The organism is Phyllobacterium sp. CL33Tsu (genome assembly GCF_900113985.1).
GTDB lineage: Bacteria > Pseudomonadota > Alphaproteobacteria > Rhizobiales > Rhizobiaceae > Phyllobacterium > Phyllobacterium pellucidum.
On sequence record NZ_FORJ01000001.1, the window covers coordinates 1,895,583 to 1,909,630 of the forward strand.

General features: G+C 60.0%; 16 protein-coding genes. 8 read left to right on the forward strand and 8 right to left on the reverse strand.

Annotated elements, in window-relative coordinates:
• The first annotated feature begins 20 nt into the window (after window positions 1-20).
• Complete coding sequence (locus tag BM074_RS09265; protein WP_027231333.1) at window positions 21-767, forward strand: class I SAM-dependent methyltransferase; 747 nt, start codon at window positions 21-23, stop codon at window positions 765-767.
• Here the strand turns inward: BM074_RS09265 and metW are convergent.
• Together metW and BM074_RS09275 are read right to left on the reverse strand one after the other, a co-directional pair.
• On the reverse strand, window positions 764-1,378 hold the full coding sequence (metW, locus tag BM074_RS09270) for a methionine biosynthesis protein MetW (RefSeq protein WP_091921245.1): 615 nt from the start codon (window positions 1,376-1,378) through the stop codon (window positions 764-766). The genes BM074_RS09265 and metW overlap by 4 nt on opposite strands.
• On the reverse strand, window positions 1,375-2,562 hold the full coding sequence (locus tag BM074_RS09275; RefSeq protein WP_091921588.1) for a homoserine O-acetyltransferase MetX: 1,188 nt from the start codon (window positions 2,560-2,562) through the stop codon (window positions 1,375-1,377). The genes metW and BM074_RS09275 overlap by 4 nt, the downstream gene beginning before the upstream one ends.
• A gap of 223 nt (window positions 2,563-2,785) precedes the next feature.
• On the opposite strand from BM074_RS09275, the gene hisC reads away from it, so the two are divergent.
• The 4 genes from hisC to BM074_RS09295 all read left to right on the forward strand — a co-directional run bounded on the left by hisC (window position 2,786) and on the right by BM074_RS09295 (window position 5,389).
• Complete coding sequence (gene hisC / locus BM074_RS09280) at window positions 2,786-3,892, forward strand: histidinol-phosphate transaminase (protein ID WP_091921247.1); 1,107 nt, start codon at window positions 2,786-2,788, stop codon at window positions 3,890-3,892.
• Between the two features lie 3 nt (window positions 3,893-3,895).
• Window positions 3,896-4,828, forward strand: a complete 933-nt coding sequence (locus tag BM074_RS09285) for a prephenate/arogenate dehydrogenase family protein (RefSeq protein WP_091921248.1) — start codon at window positions 3,896-3,898, stop codon at window positions 4,826-4,828.
• 64 nt (window positions 4,829-4,892) lie between these two features.
• Complete coding sequence (locus BM074_RS09290; RefSeq protein ID WP_027231338.1) at window positions 4,893-5,153, forward strand: type II toxin-antitoxin system ParD family antitoxin; 261 nt, start codon at window positions 4,893-4,895, stop codon at window positions 5,151-5,153.
• Window positions 5,150-5,389: a type II toxin-antitoxin system RelE/ParE family toxin gene (locus BM074_RS09295; protein WP_051614768.1), complete on the forward strand. Its 240-nt coding sequence runs from the start codon at window positions 5,150-5,152 to the stop codon at window positions 5,387-5,389. Before BM074_RS09290 ends, BM074_RS09295 begins: the two co-directional genes overlap by 4 nt.
• Window positions 5,390-5,391: 2 nt before the next feature.
• On the opposite strand, the gene BM074_RS09300 is transcribed toward BM074_RS09295, so the two are convergent.
• Window positions 5,392-6,429: a DUF2125 domain-containing protein gene (locus BM074_RS09300; RefSeq protein WP_175498944.1), complete on the reverse strand. Its 1,038-nt coding sequence runs from the start codon at window positions 6,427-6,429 to the stop codon at window positions 5,392-5,394.
• A gap of 42 nt (window positions 6,430-6,471) precedes the next feature.
• On the opposite strand from BM074_RS09300, the gene BM074_RS09305 reads away from it, so the two are divergent.
• Window positions 6,472-6,993, forward strand: a complete 522-nt coding sequence (locus tag BM074_RS09305) for a gamma-glutamylcyclotransferase (RefSeq protein WP_027231340.1) — start codon at window positions 6,472-6,474, stop codon at window positions 6,991-6,993.
• Between the two features lie 52 nt (window positions 6,994-7,045).
• On the opposite strand, the gene BM074_RS09310 is transcribed toward BM074_RS09305, so the two are convergent.
• From BM074_RS09310 to ftsE, 4 genes are all read right to left on the reverse strand, one after another.
• A complete protein-coding gene (locus BM074_RS09310; RefSeq protein WP_091921251.1) occupies window positions 7,046-7,831 on the reverse strand; it encodes a lysophospholipid acyltransferase family protein in 786 nt (261 codons plus the stop codon).
• Window positions 7,832-7,914: 83 nt separating this feature from the next.
• Window positions 7,915-8,616 (reverse strand): YdcF family protein, encoded by a 702-nt coding sequence (locus tag BM074_RS09315; RefSeq protein ID WP_244532753.1) that lies wholly within the window; start codon window positions 8,614-8,616, stop codon window positions 7,915-7,917.
• 117 nt (window positions 8,617-8,733) lie between these two features.
• Window positions 8,734-9,720, reverse strand: coding sequence for a cell division protein FtsX (locus BM074_RS09320; RefSeq protein ID WP_091921253.1), 987 nt, complete (start codon window positions 9,718-9,720; stop codon window positions 8,734-8,736).
• Window positions 9,713-10,336: a cell division ATP-binding protein FtsE gene (gene ftsE / locus BM074_RS09325; protein WP_027231343.1), complete on the reverse strand. Its 624-nt coding sequence runs from the start codon at window positions 10,334-10,336 to the stop codon at window positions 9,713-9,715. The genes BM074_RS09320 and ftsE overlap by 8 nt, the downstream gene beginning before the upstream one ends.
• 205 nt (window positions 10,337-10,541) lie before the next feature.
• On the opposite strand from ftsE, the gene BM074_RS09330 reads away from it, so the two are divergent.
• Both BM074_RS09330 and hpt read left to right on the forward strand, forming a co-directional pair.
• Entirely contained in the window at window positions 10,542-10,835 is a 294-nt protein-coding gene (locus BM074_RS09330; RefSeq protein ID WP_091921254.1) for a hypothetical protein, read from the forward strand.
• A gap of 96 nt (window positions 10,836-10,931) precedes the next feature.
• Window positions 10,932-11,474: a hypoxanthine phosphoribosyltransferase gene (hpt, locus tag BM074_RS09335; protein ID WP_027231345.1), complete on the forward strand. Its 543-nt coding sequence runs from the start codon at window positions 10,932-10,934 to the stop codon at window positions 11,472-11,474.
• Here hpt and BM074_RS09340 read toward each other — a convergent pair.
• Window positions 11,471-14,035: a TIGR02302 family protein gene (locus BM074_RS09340; protein ID WP_091921256.1), complete on the reverse strand. Its 2,565-nt coding sequence runs from the start codon at window positions 14,033-14,035 to the stop codon at window positions 11,471-11,473. The genes hpt and BM074_RS09340 overlap by 4 nt on opposite strands.
• Window positions 14,036-14,048: the final 13 nt, after the last annotated feature.

The window sequence follows — 14,048 nt, forward strand, 5'->3', positions numbered from 1 at the left end:
GAACGCTTTAGGTTGCCCGCATGCATCTCGACATTATCGATCTCCGCGCATTCTACGCATCGACGCTCGGCCACCTGACCGAGCGTTCGATTACGATGGCACTCGCTTCGATCTGGCCGAAACTGCCGGGAGAAAGGCTCGTCGGCCTTGGCTACGCCGTCCCCTATCTCGACCGGTTCCGCGGCGATACGGAGCGTACGTTTGCCTTCATGCCGGCGGGGCAAGGCGCCGCGAGCTGGCCGCCGGCGGAGCCTTCCGCCACGGCATTGATCTTCGAAGAGGAATTGCCGCTGCCCGATTCTTCCGTCGACCGGATTTTAATGGTGCATGCGCTGGAGCATGCAGAAGACCCGCGCGAAACGCTCAAGGAAATGTGGCGCGTGCTGGCGCCCAACGGCAGGCTGGTCATTGTCGTGCCGAACCGGCGCGGCCTGTGGGCGCGCTTCGAGCATACCCCCTTCGGCAGCGGCAGGCCCTATAGCGGCGGGCAGCTGACGCGGCTCCTGCGCGAGGCAAACTTCACGCCGGGTCCCTGGGCAGAGGCGTTGTTCTTTCCGCCGTCGTCGAGGCGCTCCGTCATGCGGCCGTCGCCGCTTTTCGAGCGGGCGGGTCGGCGCTTCTGGCCAATGTTCTCGGGCGTTCATATCGTCGAAGCGCAAAAGCGAATCTACCAGGGCCTGCCGGTTGCGCAGCGATCCTCGCGGCGCGTTTTCGTCCCGGTACTGTCACCGTCAGGTACGGCCAGTGCCCGGCGGGATGGGATCTAACGCTTGAGCAGAAACACGGCCTGCTGGCCGAATAGGTTCCAGAATCCCCACGGCATGTTGAAGCCGAGCCGTTGGCCGAGCGCATTGAGCGCGACGGCGGATTCCACCTCGGCCCCGACTTCCCTGGTCATGTCGACAAAGTCGCTGATCGTGCAGAAATGGATATTCGGCGTGTCATACCAGCTGTAGGGAAGATCCTTGGTGACCGGCATGCGCCCGTTAAGGGCAAGCGATGTTCGCACGCGCCAGTGACCGAAATTGGGAAAGGATACGATTGCGCGCTCGCCGATGCGCAGGAGTTCGGTAAGGACGTTTTTCGGATTGCGGGTCGCCTGCAGGGTCTGTGACAGGATCACATAGTCGAAGCCGGAATCGGGGTAGTATTTGAGATCGCTGTCGGCGTCGCCCTGGATGACCGAAAGGCCGCGGGCCACCGATTCATTGACGCCCTTTTGCGATAGCTCGACGCCACGGCCATCGACATTTTTTGCACTCTGCAGCAATTCGAGGAGTTCGCCATCGCCGCATCCTACATCGAGGACGCGGGAACCGGGTTTGACCAGCGAGGCGATGACTTCGAAATCGACGCGGGCATTGGTGTTGACGCTCATTGGGCCAGGAGCCCCTTGGCGCGCGCCGCCGAACGAATGAAGCCGTTGATGGCCGAAAACATCTCCGGCTCATCAAGCAGGAAGGCATCATGACCGCGATCGGATTCGATCTCGACGAAAGACACCGAAGCACCCGCGGCATTCAGGGCATGGGCGACTGTGCGGCTTTCGCTCGTTGGAAACAGCCAGTCGCTGGTAAACGATACGATGCAGAAACGTGTTTTCGAGCCGGCAAAGGCGTCGGCAAGGCGCCCCTCGTGCTCGGCCGCCAGATCGAAATAGTCCATGGCGCGGGTCATGTAGAGATAGGAGTTCGGATCGAAGCGATCGACAAAGCTCATGCCCTGATAGCGCAGATAGCTTTCGATCTGGAAATCCGCATCAAAGCCGAACGTGACGTTCTGCCGGTCCTGAAGATTGCGGCCGAACTTTCGATGCAGGGCAACTTCCGAAAGATAGGTGATGTGCGCAGCCATGCGGGCAACGGAGAGACCCTTGCGGGGCACTGTCCCTGCTTCGAGATAACGCCCTTCCTTCCACTCAGGATCGGCCATGACCGCCTGCCTGCCAACTTCGTGGAAGGCGATGTTCTGCGACGAATGCCGCGCGCCTGTCGCAATCGCCACTGCGGCGAACACCCGATCTGAATGGCTCGATGCCCATTCGAGCACCTGCATGCCGCCCATCGACCCGCCGATGACGGCAAAGAGTTGCTTGATGCCGAAATGGTCGATGAGCATGGCCTGAGCCCGGACCATATCGGCAATGGTTATGACGGGCAGATCGAGCGCATAGGGCTTGCCTGTCTCCGGATTGATCGATGCCGGACCAGTCGATCCGAGGCAGCCGCCAAGGACGTTGGAGCAAAGCACGAAATAGCGGTCTGTATCGACAGGCTTTCCCGGCCCGACGAGCGTCTCCCACCAGCCGGGCTTTCCTGTCACCGGGTGCACGTTGGCAACGTGCTGATCGCCGGTGAGCGCGTGGCAGATCAAAATGGCATTGGACTTGTCGGCGTTGAGTTCGCCGTAGGACTGGTAGGCCAAGCGGAACGGAGACAGCGACACGCCGCTATCAAGATGCAAGGGCTTGTCCGCCCCAAAATCCACCACGGGACTATGGGGATTGGTCGCCTCCTGAATCTTCTGATCGGTCGTTGCTGATGCTCGGCTGGCTTTGGTCATCTTTACGCGAAAATTGAGCAAGATGCCGGTAGCTATGGTTGCGGTAGAGACAAAGTCAATGGTTACTTTGGTGCTGGCCGTCATCCATGGCGATCAAGGCCAAGAAGGTGAAATGCCATTTTTCTCGACATCCGCCCCGTGTGCGGCTATGTCCGCACGGTTGCTTTCCAGTGAACGACGAGCATTGCCCCTCGAAACGTACGATGCCACGGAACATAGAATCATGACGACGACGCTTAAAGACCTACGCCCAACCCCCAAAGCCGGTGTGCTCGACATTGAAGCCTACGTGCCGGGCAAGGAACATGCGCCGGGTGTCGCGAAGGTCCACAAGCTCTCGTCCAACGAAACGCCGCTTGGCGCCAGCCGGCACGCGATCGAAGCCTATGGCGCCGCGGCGGAACGGCTGGAAATCTATCCGGACGGGCAGGCGACCGCGCTGAAGAAGGCGATCGCCGAAATGCACGGCCTCAATGCCGGCAATATCCTTTGTGGCAATGGCTCCGACGAACTGCTCGGACTGCTCTGCCAGACCTATCTCGCGCCCGGCGATGAGGCGGTTTATACCGAGCACGGCTTCATGGTGTACAAGATCTACATCATGGCGGCTGGCGCAACGCCTGTCGTCGCCAAGGAAAAGACCGAGCAGGCGCATGTCGATTCCATTCTTGCGGCAGTGACGCCGCGTACCAGGATCGTATTCCTCGCCAATCCGAATAACCCGACGGGCACCTATGTGCCGTTCGAGGAAGTGCGCCGGCTGCATGCCGGGCTGCCGAAGAATGTTCTTCTCGTGCTTGACGCCGCCTATGCCGAATATGTGCGTCGCAACGATTACGAAGCCGGGGTCGAACTCGTCTCGAACTTTGAAAATGTGGTGATGACCCGAACATTCTCGAAGATTCACGGGCTTGCCGGCCTGCGCATCGGCTGGATGTTTGCGCCCGCCCATGTCATTGACGCGGTCAACCGCATTCGTGGTCCGTTCAACTTGAACTCGGCGGCGATCGCCGCCGGCGCCGCAGCCATCCGCGACCGCGCTCATGTCGATGCCGCCGTCGCATTCAACGAGAAGTGGCTGCCGTGGCTGACCGAGCAACTGACGGCGCTCGGGCTGCGGATCACGCCGTCAGTCGGCAATTTCCTGCTCGTGCACTTCCCGGACGATCCGGCGAAGTCGGCCGAAAAGGCCGACGCCTACCTGACGAGCAAGGGCTATATTTTGCGCCGCGTCGGCGGATACGGATTCCCCAACGCGCTGCGCCTTACCATCGGATCCGAGGAAGCCAATCGCGGCGTAGTCGCCGCACTCTCCGAATTTCTGAAGTAGACCATGTCCAAAATCCACTTTGACACAATCGCACTGATCGGCATCGGCCTCATCGGTTCCTCCCTTGCGCGCGTCATCAAGCGCGAGGGCCTTGCCGATCACGTCGTCATCTCCACACGCAGTTCCACTACGCTTGCCCGGGCCAGGGAACTGGGGCTTGGCGACAGCTACACGCTCGACAGCGCCCAGGCGGTGAAGCAGGCCGACCTGGTGATCATTTCCGTGCCGGTCGGCTCCTCCGGCGAAGTTGCGCGACAGATTGCCGGGTCGCTTAAGCCTGGCGCCATCGTCACGGATGTCGGCTCGACCAAGGGTTCTGTCATTACACAGATGCAGCCGGAACTTCCCGCAAGCGTACATTTCATTCCCGGCCATCCCCTGGCGGGTACTGAATATTCCGGACCGGATTCAGGCTTTGCCGAACTCTTCAACAATCGTTGGTGCATTCTGACGCCGCTCGAAGGTACCGACCCGGACGCGCTCGACCGGTTGACGAAATTCTGGGAAGCGTGCGGCTCGCGGCTCGATACGATGGATCCTGTGCACCACGACCGGGTGCTCGCCATTGTCTCGCACCTGCCGCACATCATCGCCTACAATATTGTCGGCACCGCCAGCGACCTTGAGGAAGTGACGAATTCCGAAGTTATTAAATACTCGGCCTCGGGTTTTCGCGACTTCACGCGCCTTGCGGCCTCCGACCCGACAATGTGGCGGGACGTCTGCCTCCACAACAAGGAGGCGATCCTCGAAATGCTCGCACGCTTCTCGGAAGATCTATCCTCGTTGCAGCGGTCGATCCGCTGGGGCGACGGCGATGCCCTCTTCAGCCTGTTTACGCGCACCCGCGCGGTGCGCCGCGGCATCATCGACGCAGGGCAGGAAATCGACGCCCCCGATTTCGGCCGCCAGAAGGCAAGCCAGCCGGGGAGTTAGAGCGATCGATAGAAGGCGCTTGATAACTATTATCGATTATTCATAATAGTCGAGAGGTGAAGCCATGGCACATAGTGTTGAACTGGGAAATTTGGAGGCGGTCGTTGAGCGCCTTATCAAGAGCGGGCGCTACAATTCGAAGAGCGAGATACTGCGCGAAGGTATTCGCCTCGTCGATGAACGTGAGAAGCGTCTGGCTGCGCTGGACGCAGCCCTGGCACGAGGTCTTGAAGACGTTGAGGCGGGCCGGGTCAGGCCTGCGCAGGATGTCTTCGACGAGTTGAAGGCCCGCTACACCGCCATGGCAAAAGAACGCGGCTTTTGAAGCTTGCCTTCACAGACGCCGCGCGAAGCGACTTATTGTCGATTGGCGATTACATCGCAGACGACAATCCCTGGCGAGCGGTTACATTCCTTGAGGAGTTGGAGGCGCGATGCGCGAGCATCGTGGATTTCCCGAATTCGCCTGCGGTACCGGCCGACAAGGTAGGGGAATCAGGTGCGCCGTCCACAATGGACCATGAGAGGGTACTTTTTGCAGGCGATCCGTCGTCCCAATAAAGTCACAGCGCCGGCAGGCGGCCGATATTAATAAAGCCGACGGACGTTTTTCCGTTCTTCACACTGATCGGCAGTGTCGGTGCACCGTTGGCGTCGCGCGGCGCAAAGGCAAGCGCCTGCAGCACGGTCGAAATCGTATTGCCGGCCTCGGGAACGATGTCCTGGACGGCCTTGGCGAAGCCCTCCGGGTTGCGCAATGTCACGCGGAATTCGCCGGTGATGCGCCCATCTTCAGCCACCGAGAACGGTCCGGTAATGCCGACGCCGCTGCCGTCTTCAAAGGAGAGATCGACCTTGCGCAAAGTGCCTGATTGCCCGCGCAGGACAGTCAGGTTGCGCTCGGTTTTACCCAGAAGCGCGAAACCGTTGGCAAGTCCGATGTCCGCAGCGCCGGTGAGTTCAGGCAGCGAACGGTTGGGAACGACGTTATCGGCGAGCTTGAGCTTGTTGAAACTGAGCGAGACATCCATCTGCGGATCATTGGCGCGAAAGTCGAGCTGCCCGCTTCCCACGACGGCGATTGGCGCCGCGCCCGGATCACGCCCGCTCACGACGACATTCTTCCCGTCGATCCTGATTTCCTTCGGAAGCGGCCGGTCGAGACGGATACTGGAGGTCAGGCCGTCCCACTTGGCATCAAGTGGAATAAACCCCGGCAGATCGAGCGCAGCAGGCCCCTCGATGACGCTGTTGATACGCATTGGATCGTAAAGCTGTGCCGCCGAGCGGAAGCTTCCTGCTGTCACTGAAAGATTTTTTGCCTTGTCGGCCCAGCCGACCTTGGTGCAATCGAGCCCGACGCGCAGGGGGAAGCCGCTGGCCCTTGCGTTCTCGCAAGTCGCGTCAATGCCTCTTTCCTTGAAGGCGGCGATGTTGGTCGCAACACGGGTCTCGAGCTCGCGGGCGAGGTAGTACCAGCCGGCCGTGTAGATCACGCCAAGCACGACAAGCCCGCCGATAAGAAATTTCAGCAGCCTGCGCGGCTTCTTGACAGTTTCGGGGGTGCTTGACGGCATGGTCCGGCTCTCGCTATCGATCATGAGGAAGCTCCGCTGGGTGGGAGTACAGCTATCAGGATGGATATGGGCGATTTTTGGGTCTTTGGCTACGGATCTTTGATGTGGAAACCCGGCTTCGCTCATGTGGAGACCACCCATGCGCGGCTCCACGGCTATCGGCGCGCGCTTTGTGTGCGTTCCTACGTTCACCGTGGCACGCCGGAGCGACCGGGCCTCGTCCTCGGGCTTGATCGAGGTGGGTCATGTCTCGGCATGGCGTTTCGCGTGCCTGGAGAGCTAGAGGATGAGGTTGTGGCGTATCTGCGCGAGCGCGAGCTTGTGACCCATGTTTATCTCGAACGCCGCCTCGGCGTACGCCTTGCGGACGGCCGCAAGGTCGAGGCGCTAACCTACATCGTGGACCGCGACCATGTGCAATATGCTGGGGCACTGTCCGTTGAAGATGCGGCAATGGCGGTCCGCGGTTCGGTCGGAAAATCCGGCCGTAACGAAGACTATGTGCACAGTACGCTTGAACATATGCGCAAGATGGATATTCGGGACCATTGGATGGAGGCAGTCGCGGCTGCTGTCGACCAGGGCTGACGCCTGGTCCTGAGGCGAGGCTTGAGGAAGTAGCAACCGTAGTATTGAATAATCAAACCTCGAGGCCGAGTTCCTTCAGCCGCTGGACCGCTGTTGGCGGCATTGGTGGCGCGTTGTCGGATTTCGCCGTTGCGATCAATAGCTCGTCGCATGCAGCTTCCGTGACCTCTTCCAGCTTTTTGAGGAAGGCGTCGTTGTCGAGACCCGGCTGGATCGGCGGCAGGATACGGCAGCGGATTATTCCGGGGTAGCGCAAGAATTTGCGGCGCGGCCAGAAAAGCCCGGCATTATGGGCAATTGGCACCACAGGGACGCCGAGTTCGCCATAGATGTGGGCAACGCCGTATTTGTAATGCGGCGGAGCACCGGGAGCCGTCCGGGTACCCTCCGGGTAGATCATCAGCTGCCGGTTGTCCGCAATGGCATCGCGAGCACCCCGTACTGCGGCTTTCATCGCCGCTGAACGCCTGCCGCGGTCGATCGGCACCATTTTCATCTTGGCGATATACCAGCCGAATAGCGGGATCCACGTCAGTTCGCGCTTGAGAATATAGACCGGGTCGGCGATGTGCGGCAGGAAGGCATAGGTATCCCAGAACGACTGGTGCTTCGGCGCGCAGATATAGGGGCCCTCCGGGAGGTTTTCCAACCCTTCGATAAGCGGCTCGGCGCCCGCAATGACCTTCTGCAGCCAGAGATTGGATTTTGCCCAGTTCTTGGGGATGATCCAGGCTTGCTTGCGCGGGCTGAGGAAGTAGAAGGGCGTGAAGATGATCATCTGGATGATCAGGTTGAGATAGAAGGCGGTGTTGAAGAGAAGTGACCGGATGATCGTCATGAGGGTCTCTGGTGCTGTCGGCTTGCGGTCTTCGTTATACCAATTCAGCGTGGCCGTGAACCGGCAAACCGGCGCCCGTGAAATTACCCCTTGAAACGGTGCAGAAGTGACGCGGTGGCATCGGACAGACTGTCGGGCAGATTGGAGCGCAGGACAGCGCCGAGATATTTGACGTATTCGACGAAGAGTACGCGCACGATCAGGCCGCGCGATATCCAGTCGCCATCACGCAGGTTGCTATTGATGATCGGATAGGGAATGAATTCGATATCCTGCGAGGCATGGGTGAGTTCGACCATGGTGCGCGGGATATGGTAGTTGTTGGTGACGACGATCACCCGCTTGTAATTGTTCGCATTGGCCCATTTGACGCTCTCTTCGGCATTGCCGATGGTGTCGAGTGCCGAACGGTCCAGATCGACGCAGCAGTCGAACAGTTCCGCATCGCCGCCCGTGACCCTTTGCAATTCGGCGCGGTTGGCCGAGGCATGAACGCCGCTGATGAAAAGCCGCTTGCCGCGCTTGTTCTTGAGCAGGTCGAGCGCCCCCTCGATACGCGAATAACCGCCCGTGAGAACGACGATCCCATCGGCCGGCTCGGTCAAATCGGGCGGTTCCATCATCGTCACCCGATCGCTGAAAATGATGAAGCCGCCGATGAACAGTCCGAGGGCAAGAATTGCGAGGACGAACAAAGGCAAGACGATGCGATTGCGGACGAATGTCACGACCCGCCCATCACGTCTCATATCGTCGGAATCCTGGTTGCCGTTTCTGTCGTTCACGCCGTTCATCTTGCGCGCAAATTGCCTTGTCTGAGATATGTTATTCAAATGGAGGTCAACCGCGGCCTTGCAGGGGCCTTTTGCCAAATCCATGTTACTGAAACTAAATTAACAAAGTTAGGTTTCGTCGCGTCTGTCCACCTGTCTTAAATGTGCAATGACCGTCATTCGCGTTGTAATCATCGTGAGGACGCTGACCGCCAGAATAATAAGGACAACACCGGTATAGCCGCTCGATCCGATGGAAAAATTGCCGAAAAGCGCGGTCGCCTGATCTGCCTCCGGCGTGGCGAGATTGCGCGACGACCACCACGCAATCATCAGGAAAATGGCTATCGCGAGCGCGCCGCCGCAGAGTGCTCCCTTGAGCGCGGTCCAGAAGAAATGCCGCTCGAACTGGCGGGCAACGAACTTCTGTTCAGCGCCGATGAAATGCAGCACCTCGATGATATGGCCGTTGCCCGCCATGGCGCCGCGCGTTGCGAAGATAACCGTCAGCACCGTTGCCGCCACGACGAGGGCAAGGACCGCGGTGCCGATGAGCACGGTCGAGCGGGCCATTGAGACGAGGCGGTCCACCCAGTTGCGGTGATCGTCAAAGCTTGCCCCCGGCACATCCTTGACGAGCGCGGCGCGGATGGCGGCAAAATCGGGCAGGGCGGCCTCGTCGAGCGTCACGACAACGAGGCGCGGCACCGGGAGTTCATCAATGTCGAGCCCTGTGCCGAGCCACGGCTCAAGCAGCCGCGCCGTCGCTGCCCTGTCGATGATCCGCGTTGCCTTCACGCCGGCGAAACCTTGCGCAATACCACTTGCCTTGGCGAGCAGCGCTTCCATGTCCTCGCCCTCGACGGGGCGTATCTGGATGGTGGCTTCAGTCGAAATCTGACTCTGCCAGGTGGCCGCTGTCGATTGGACAAGGCTGACGGCGCCTATTGTGAGGCAGGCAAGAAAGGTCATGATGGCAATCACGATCATCAGAGCATGTCCGACGACATTGCCTGCAGGAACGATCGGCGCCTGGCCGTTGCCGCCGCGCACACGCGCGACAAGGACGCCAATGGCGGAGAACGCCTGTTCCTTGAGGCGGGCGGCGTCAATCATAGATGTCGAGCCTCCCCTGATCGAGGATCATGCGCCGCGCATTGATCTGGTCCATCAGCGTGAGATCGTGGGTGGCGATGACAACGGCGGTGCCGGAACGATTAAGCTCGCCAAAGAGCCGCAACAGCCGCCGCGCCAGCGGCGGATCGACATTGCCCGTAGGCTCGTCGGCAAGCAGAATCTCGGGCTGGTCAATGAGGGCGCGGGCGATTGCCGCGCGCTGCTTCTCACCGCCGGAGAGAACGGGCGGGAGCACGTGCATGCGCTCGCCAAGGCCGACCCAGTGCAAGAGTTCCTCGACTTCGGCGCGGTATGTCGCCTCTTCCTTGCCGCGCACACGCAGCGGCAGCGCTACATTCTGATAGGTCGTCATGTGATCGAGAAGGCGGAAATCCTGGAAGACGACGCCGATGCGGCGGCGCAGCAGCGGCATTTCCTTCGATGAGATGGTGGCAATGTCCTTGCCGAAAACCGTAATCAGACCGCGTGTCGGCTTCAGCGTCATGAAGAGGAGACGCAGCAGCGAGGTCTTGCCGGCGCCAGAGGGACCGGTCAGAAACTGGAACGAGCGGGGCGAGATATGGAGGCTGACATCACGCAGCACCTCCGGGCCCATCCCGTATCGCAGTCCGACATTCTCAAAGCGAATCAAGCGTAGTTTTCCAATCTCAAATCCATGCCCGTTTTATTTGGCGCGGACAGATTTGACCACCCATCAACATGCCTGAACAACAGCCGAAACGTTAATTTTTGCGCGCTAGGCTCCTGGGCATGATTCGGACAAACATGACTGCAACATGGCAGGGTGAGCGGAAAACCGGATGAACGCACAATCTGCAGTACCGCTTGCGAACGAGGCCATGAATATTGCGTCGGCGCAGGCATTCGCCATTTCCGACATCGAAGACGCTTCGTTCGAGACGATAATGCCAGGTGGAAGCGCGATCGACGCACATGCTGAGGTGGCTGCAACGGCAGGCGGCTTTGCAATATTCACTCCTGGCGTTTCGCGCCGTCCTAACCTTCCCGGTTTTGGCTACTGGCTGGTCGTCGCTTTGGCGGCCCTGTCGGCATTCTGGATCGCTGGCGGGCACGTGCTTTTCATCGGACAGTAAGCCGCCCGCACATGTTCAACTTTGCTTTTTGCCTCAGGATCAGGCTATAGAGCGCATCTGCGCAACCAGCCCGTATATGAAACCGGAAAGACACGCATGCCAAAGGTCAGCGGAAGAAACATTGACGTTCTATTCAGCGCCGAAACGATCGCAGAGCGGAACCTCGAACTTGCAAAGGCCATTGTCGGTCGTAACTTCCAGAACCTCCTCGTCATTTCCATCCTCAAGGGATCGTTCATCTTTGCGGCCGACCTGATCCGCGCCATGCACGACGCGGGCGCGGAACCCGATGTCGAATTTATAACCGTATCGAGTTACGGCAAGGGAACCGAGAGCGGCGAAGTGCACCTCTTGCGTGATATTGACAGCGATGTGCATGGACGCGATGTGCTGTTGATCGATGACATTCTGGAATCGGGCAAGACTCTCAAATTCACGCGCGAATTGATGCTGGCGCGCGGCGCCCGCAGCGTTTCCATTGCCGTGCTCCTCGACAAGAGCGTCAAGCGCAAGACGGATATCGAGGCCGATTTCAAGGGTTTTGAATGCCCGGACTATTTCGTCGTCGGCTATGGCATGGATGTCGGCCACTCGTACCGGCAGCTGCCCTATGTCGGCGTCGTGACTGACGACGCTTAATCGAACTTCAATAGCCGCTCGAGATAGTCCTTTTCCATCTGCGGGCTCAGCGCATTGCCAAGCCTGCGGCGGATGGCATCCAGGATCTCGCGCGCCCGCTGGATATCGATTTCGCCGGGGACCTTTGTGCTGGTGCCGTCGTCGATGCCGCCAGTGCGGCGCTCGCGGCCGAGCGGATCGAGCCGGCCGTTTTGCTGGCGTCCTTCCGGTCCGGTCTGGCCCTCCTGACCCATCGCCTGCTGCATCTGTTTCATCATGTCCTGGCCGCCGCGGCGCAACGCGTCAAGCGCATTGCTTTGCTGGTCGAGCGCCTGACCCCCATCAGCTTCGCCGAGCGACTTGCCGGCATCGCCCATTGATTTGCCGGCATCGCCGAAGTCCTTGCCCGGATTGATGCCGAGGCCCTTAAGATCGTCCATCATCTGGTCGAGATCGGATCTGAGCTTGTTCTGCCCTTCCTGCAGGCCGCGCAAGGCGTTCTCGATCTCCTGATCTGACATCTGGCCCTGGTTGCCCTGCTGGCCATTTTGCCCTTGTTGACCATTCTGGCCGTAGTCCTGCTGCATGCCGTTCTGGCGCTGCTGCTCAAGGCGGTGGGTCTGGTTCATCATGTCCTGCTGGCGCCGCATCAACTCGCCGAGCTTGTCCATCTGCTGGCGCATCTGACCTTGCTGGCCGTTCTGACCACGCTGGTTCTGCCCCATCTGCAGGTTGTTGAGCATGTTCTCCAATTCGGAGAGCAACTGTTGCGCCTGATCGCGCGAACCCTGCTTGGCAAGATCCTCGATCTGGTCGAGCATGCGGTCGAGGTCTTCCTGGCGCAGTTCCTGCATGTTTTGGTTCGGCGCTTGCGCCATGTTGGGATTTTTCTGCGCCTTTTCAGCAAATTCGCGCAGATACTGGTTCATCGCCTGGCGCAGTTCGGCCATGCGGCGTTCGATTTCTTCCTGGCTCGCGCCCCGTTCCAACGCCTGTTTCAACGCTTCCTGCGCTTCACGCAGCCGTCGTTCAGCGTCAGAAAGGGCGCCATCCTCGATGCCGCGCGCGACCTGCCACATATAGGCGACAACATCGCGCAACTGGTCATCGGTGCGGGCAATGTCGAGCCGTGTGTGGACGCTGCGCAAGGCCAGATAATGCGAGGCATTCTTGATGGTTTCTTCCGGCCACATCGTGATTGCGTCCAGCGTGTTGAGCACATCCTGCCGGGCGTTGGCATTCAGCGCCAGGTTGCGGCGCTGCTCGATTACCGCACGGGCCAGCGGATTGGCGAACGGCCGCTCAGGCATGATGAGCGTCTTGGTTTCGCTGCGCGCCTCCTGCTTGGCGTCATCGGTGGCAACAAGCGTCATGCGGATTTCGGAGCCCGCCCATGGATGCTCCGTAAGGTCCTTGGTGGTCTTGGTCTCCTTTGCCGCTTCGCCGCGGCGGGGCAGTGCAAGCGGAAGATCCGGCGCATTGTAGAGCGGACGGGCGTCATTGTCGGCAGGCTTGGCCGGTTCCATCCTGGCGACGGCACTGACCGCGCCGTAATCATCCTTGATTTCGTAGGTCACCTCCATGGTCCCGTTTGCCGCGCTCGAGGGGTCCTTGGTGAAGCGGATAGAAGGCGGCTCATCCGGGATGACGGAGAAGGTCCATTCGGCGTTGCCGCGGCCATCGACAAACAGCGCGACGTTGCTGGTAGCGCCGAGCGACATCTCGAAATTGCGCGGCCTGTCCTTTACGGCCTCGCCTTCAGGCTGCTTGCCTTCCTGCTTGGCAGCAACGTCCGCGGCAATTCCGCCTTGTGGTCGCAGTGTCACCTTCTCCGTACCGTTTCCGCCAATGACGCGGATAGTGAGGATGCTGCCTTCTGGAACCGTGAACTGTTTCTCGGCGGTGTTGGCTGCCGACGTCAGGAACAGCGGTGCGCGCCCGGTATAACGCGGCGGCGTGACCCAGGCATCGATCCGCGGCGGCGCCACGTTGCTACCGCCATGGCTGCGGAAAGCATCGCTGATGTGCCCGCCCAAAGGCCCGCCAGAGAAGGCGAAAGCAATCACCAGAAACAGGCCGACGATTGCGCGCAAACCCCACGGGTCGATTTCGGGCACACGTGTCTGCGGCAGGTCGCTCTTGAGATTGCGAATGCGTTCCGCCATCCGCCGGCGGTGCTCGTCCCAGAGTGCGCGGGCGAAGGGGTCGGAGCTGCTCGTCGCCAATTCTTCCGACTGCACGGTGATTGGCTGATGGTCGAGGGCATTGACCTTTTCGAGCCGCGCATCGATCTCCTCCTGATCCGGCAGGCGGAATTTCAAAAGGAAATAGAAGCACGGCATGAGTCCGATTAGGAAAAGCGCCAGTGTACCGAGGCGCAAGAGATCCGGCATCAGCCGGAATATTCCAAACCAGGACAGGCAAAGAAAGACGCCGCCCAGCAGCAGGAACGGCAGCAGCAGCGGCCACAGGCGCTCGAAACTGATCGCGACCCATGTGGACAAACGGAGGCGATCGATACTTCTGAAAATATCGAACCTGACCCCTTCAGCGTCCCGTTGGTCGGGGTGTTGATCGGTCATACGCACTCCATCT

Bases quoted from the DNA above. Each gene is read 5' to 3' on its own strand.
- ftsE (WP_027231343.1), bottom strand. From the start codon at position 10,336: ATGGGCCCGGAGGTGCTGCGTGATGTCAGCCTCCATATCTCGCCCCGC.
- BM074_RS09330 (WP_091921254.1), top strand. From the start codon at position 10,542: ATGAACGCACAATCTGCAGTACCGCTTGCGAACGAGGCCATGAATATT.
- BM074_RS09265 (WP_027231333.1), top strand. From the start codon at position 21: ATGCATCTCGACATTATCGATCTCCGCGCATTCTACGCATCGACGCTC.
- hisC (WP_091921247.1), top strand. From the start codon at position 2,786: ATGACGACGACGCTTAAAGACCTACGCCCAACCCCCAAAGCCGGTGTG.
- BM074_RS09300 (WP_175498944.1), bottom strand. From the start codon at position 6,429: ATGATCGATAGCGAGAGCCGGACCATGCCGTCAAGCACCCCCGAAACT.
- BM074_RS09275 (WP_091921588.1), bottom strand. From the start codon at position 2,562: ATGACCAAAGCCAGCCGAGCATCAGCAACGACCGATCAGAAGATTCAG.
- BM074_RS09305 (WP_027231340.1), top strand. From the start codon at position 6,472: ATGGGCGATTTTTGGGTCTTTGGCTACGGATCTTTGATGTGGAAACCC.
- hpt (WP_027231345.1), top strand. From the start codon at position 10,932: ATGCCAAAGGTCAGCGGAAGAAACATTGACGTTCTATTCAGCGCCGAA.
- BM074_RS09285 (WP_091921248.1), top strand. From the start codon at position 3,896: ATGTCCAAAATCCACTTTGACACAATCGCACTGATCGGCATCGGCCTC.
- BM074_RS09310 (WP_091921251.1), bottom strand. From the start codon at position 7,831: ATGACGATCATCCGGTCACTTCTCTTCAACACCGCCTTCTATCTCAAC.
- BM074_RS09340 (WP_091921256.1), bottom strand. From the start codon at position 14,035: ATGACCGATCAACACCCCGACCAACGGGACGCTGAAGGGGTCAGGTTC.
- metW (WP_091921245.1), bottom strand. From the start codon at position 1,378: ATGAGCGTCAACACCAATGCCCGCGTCGATTTCGAAGTCATCGCCTCG.
- BM074_RS09290 (WP_027231338.1), top strand. From the start codon at position 4,893: ATGGCACATAGTGTTGAACTGGGAAATTTGGAGGCGGTCGTTGAGCGC.
- BM074_RS09320 (WP_091921253.1), bottom strand. From the start codon at position 9,720: ATGATTGACGCCGCCCGCCTCAAGGAACAGGCGTTCTCCGCCATTGGC.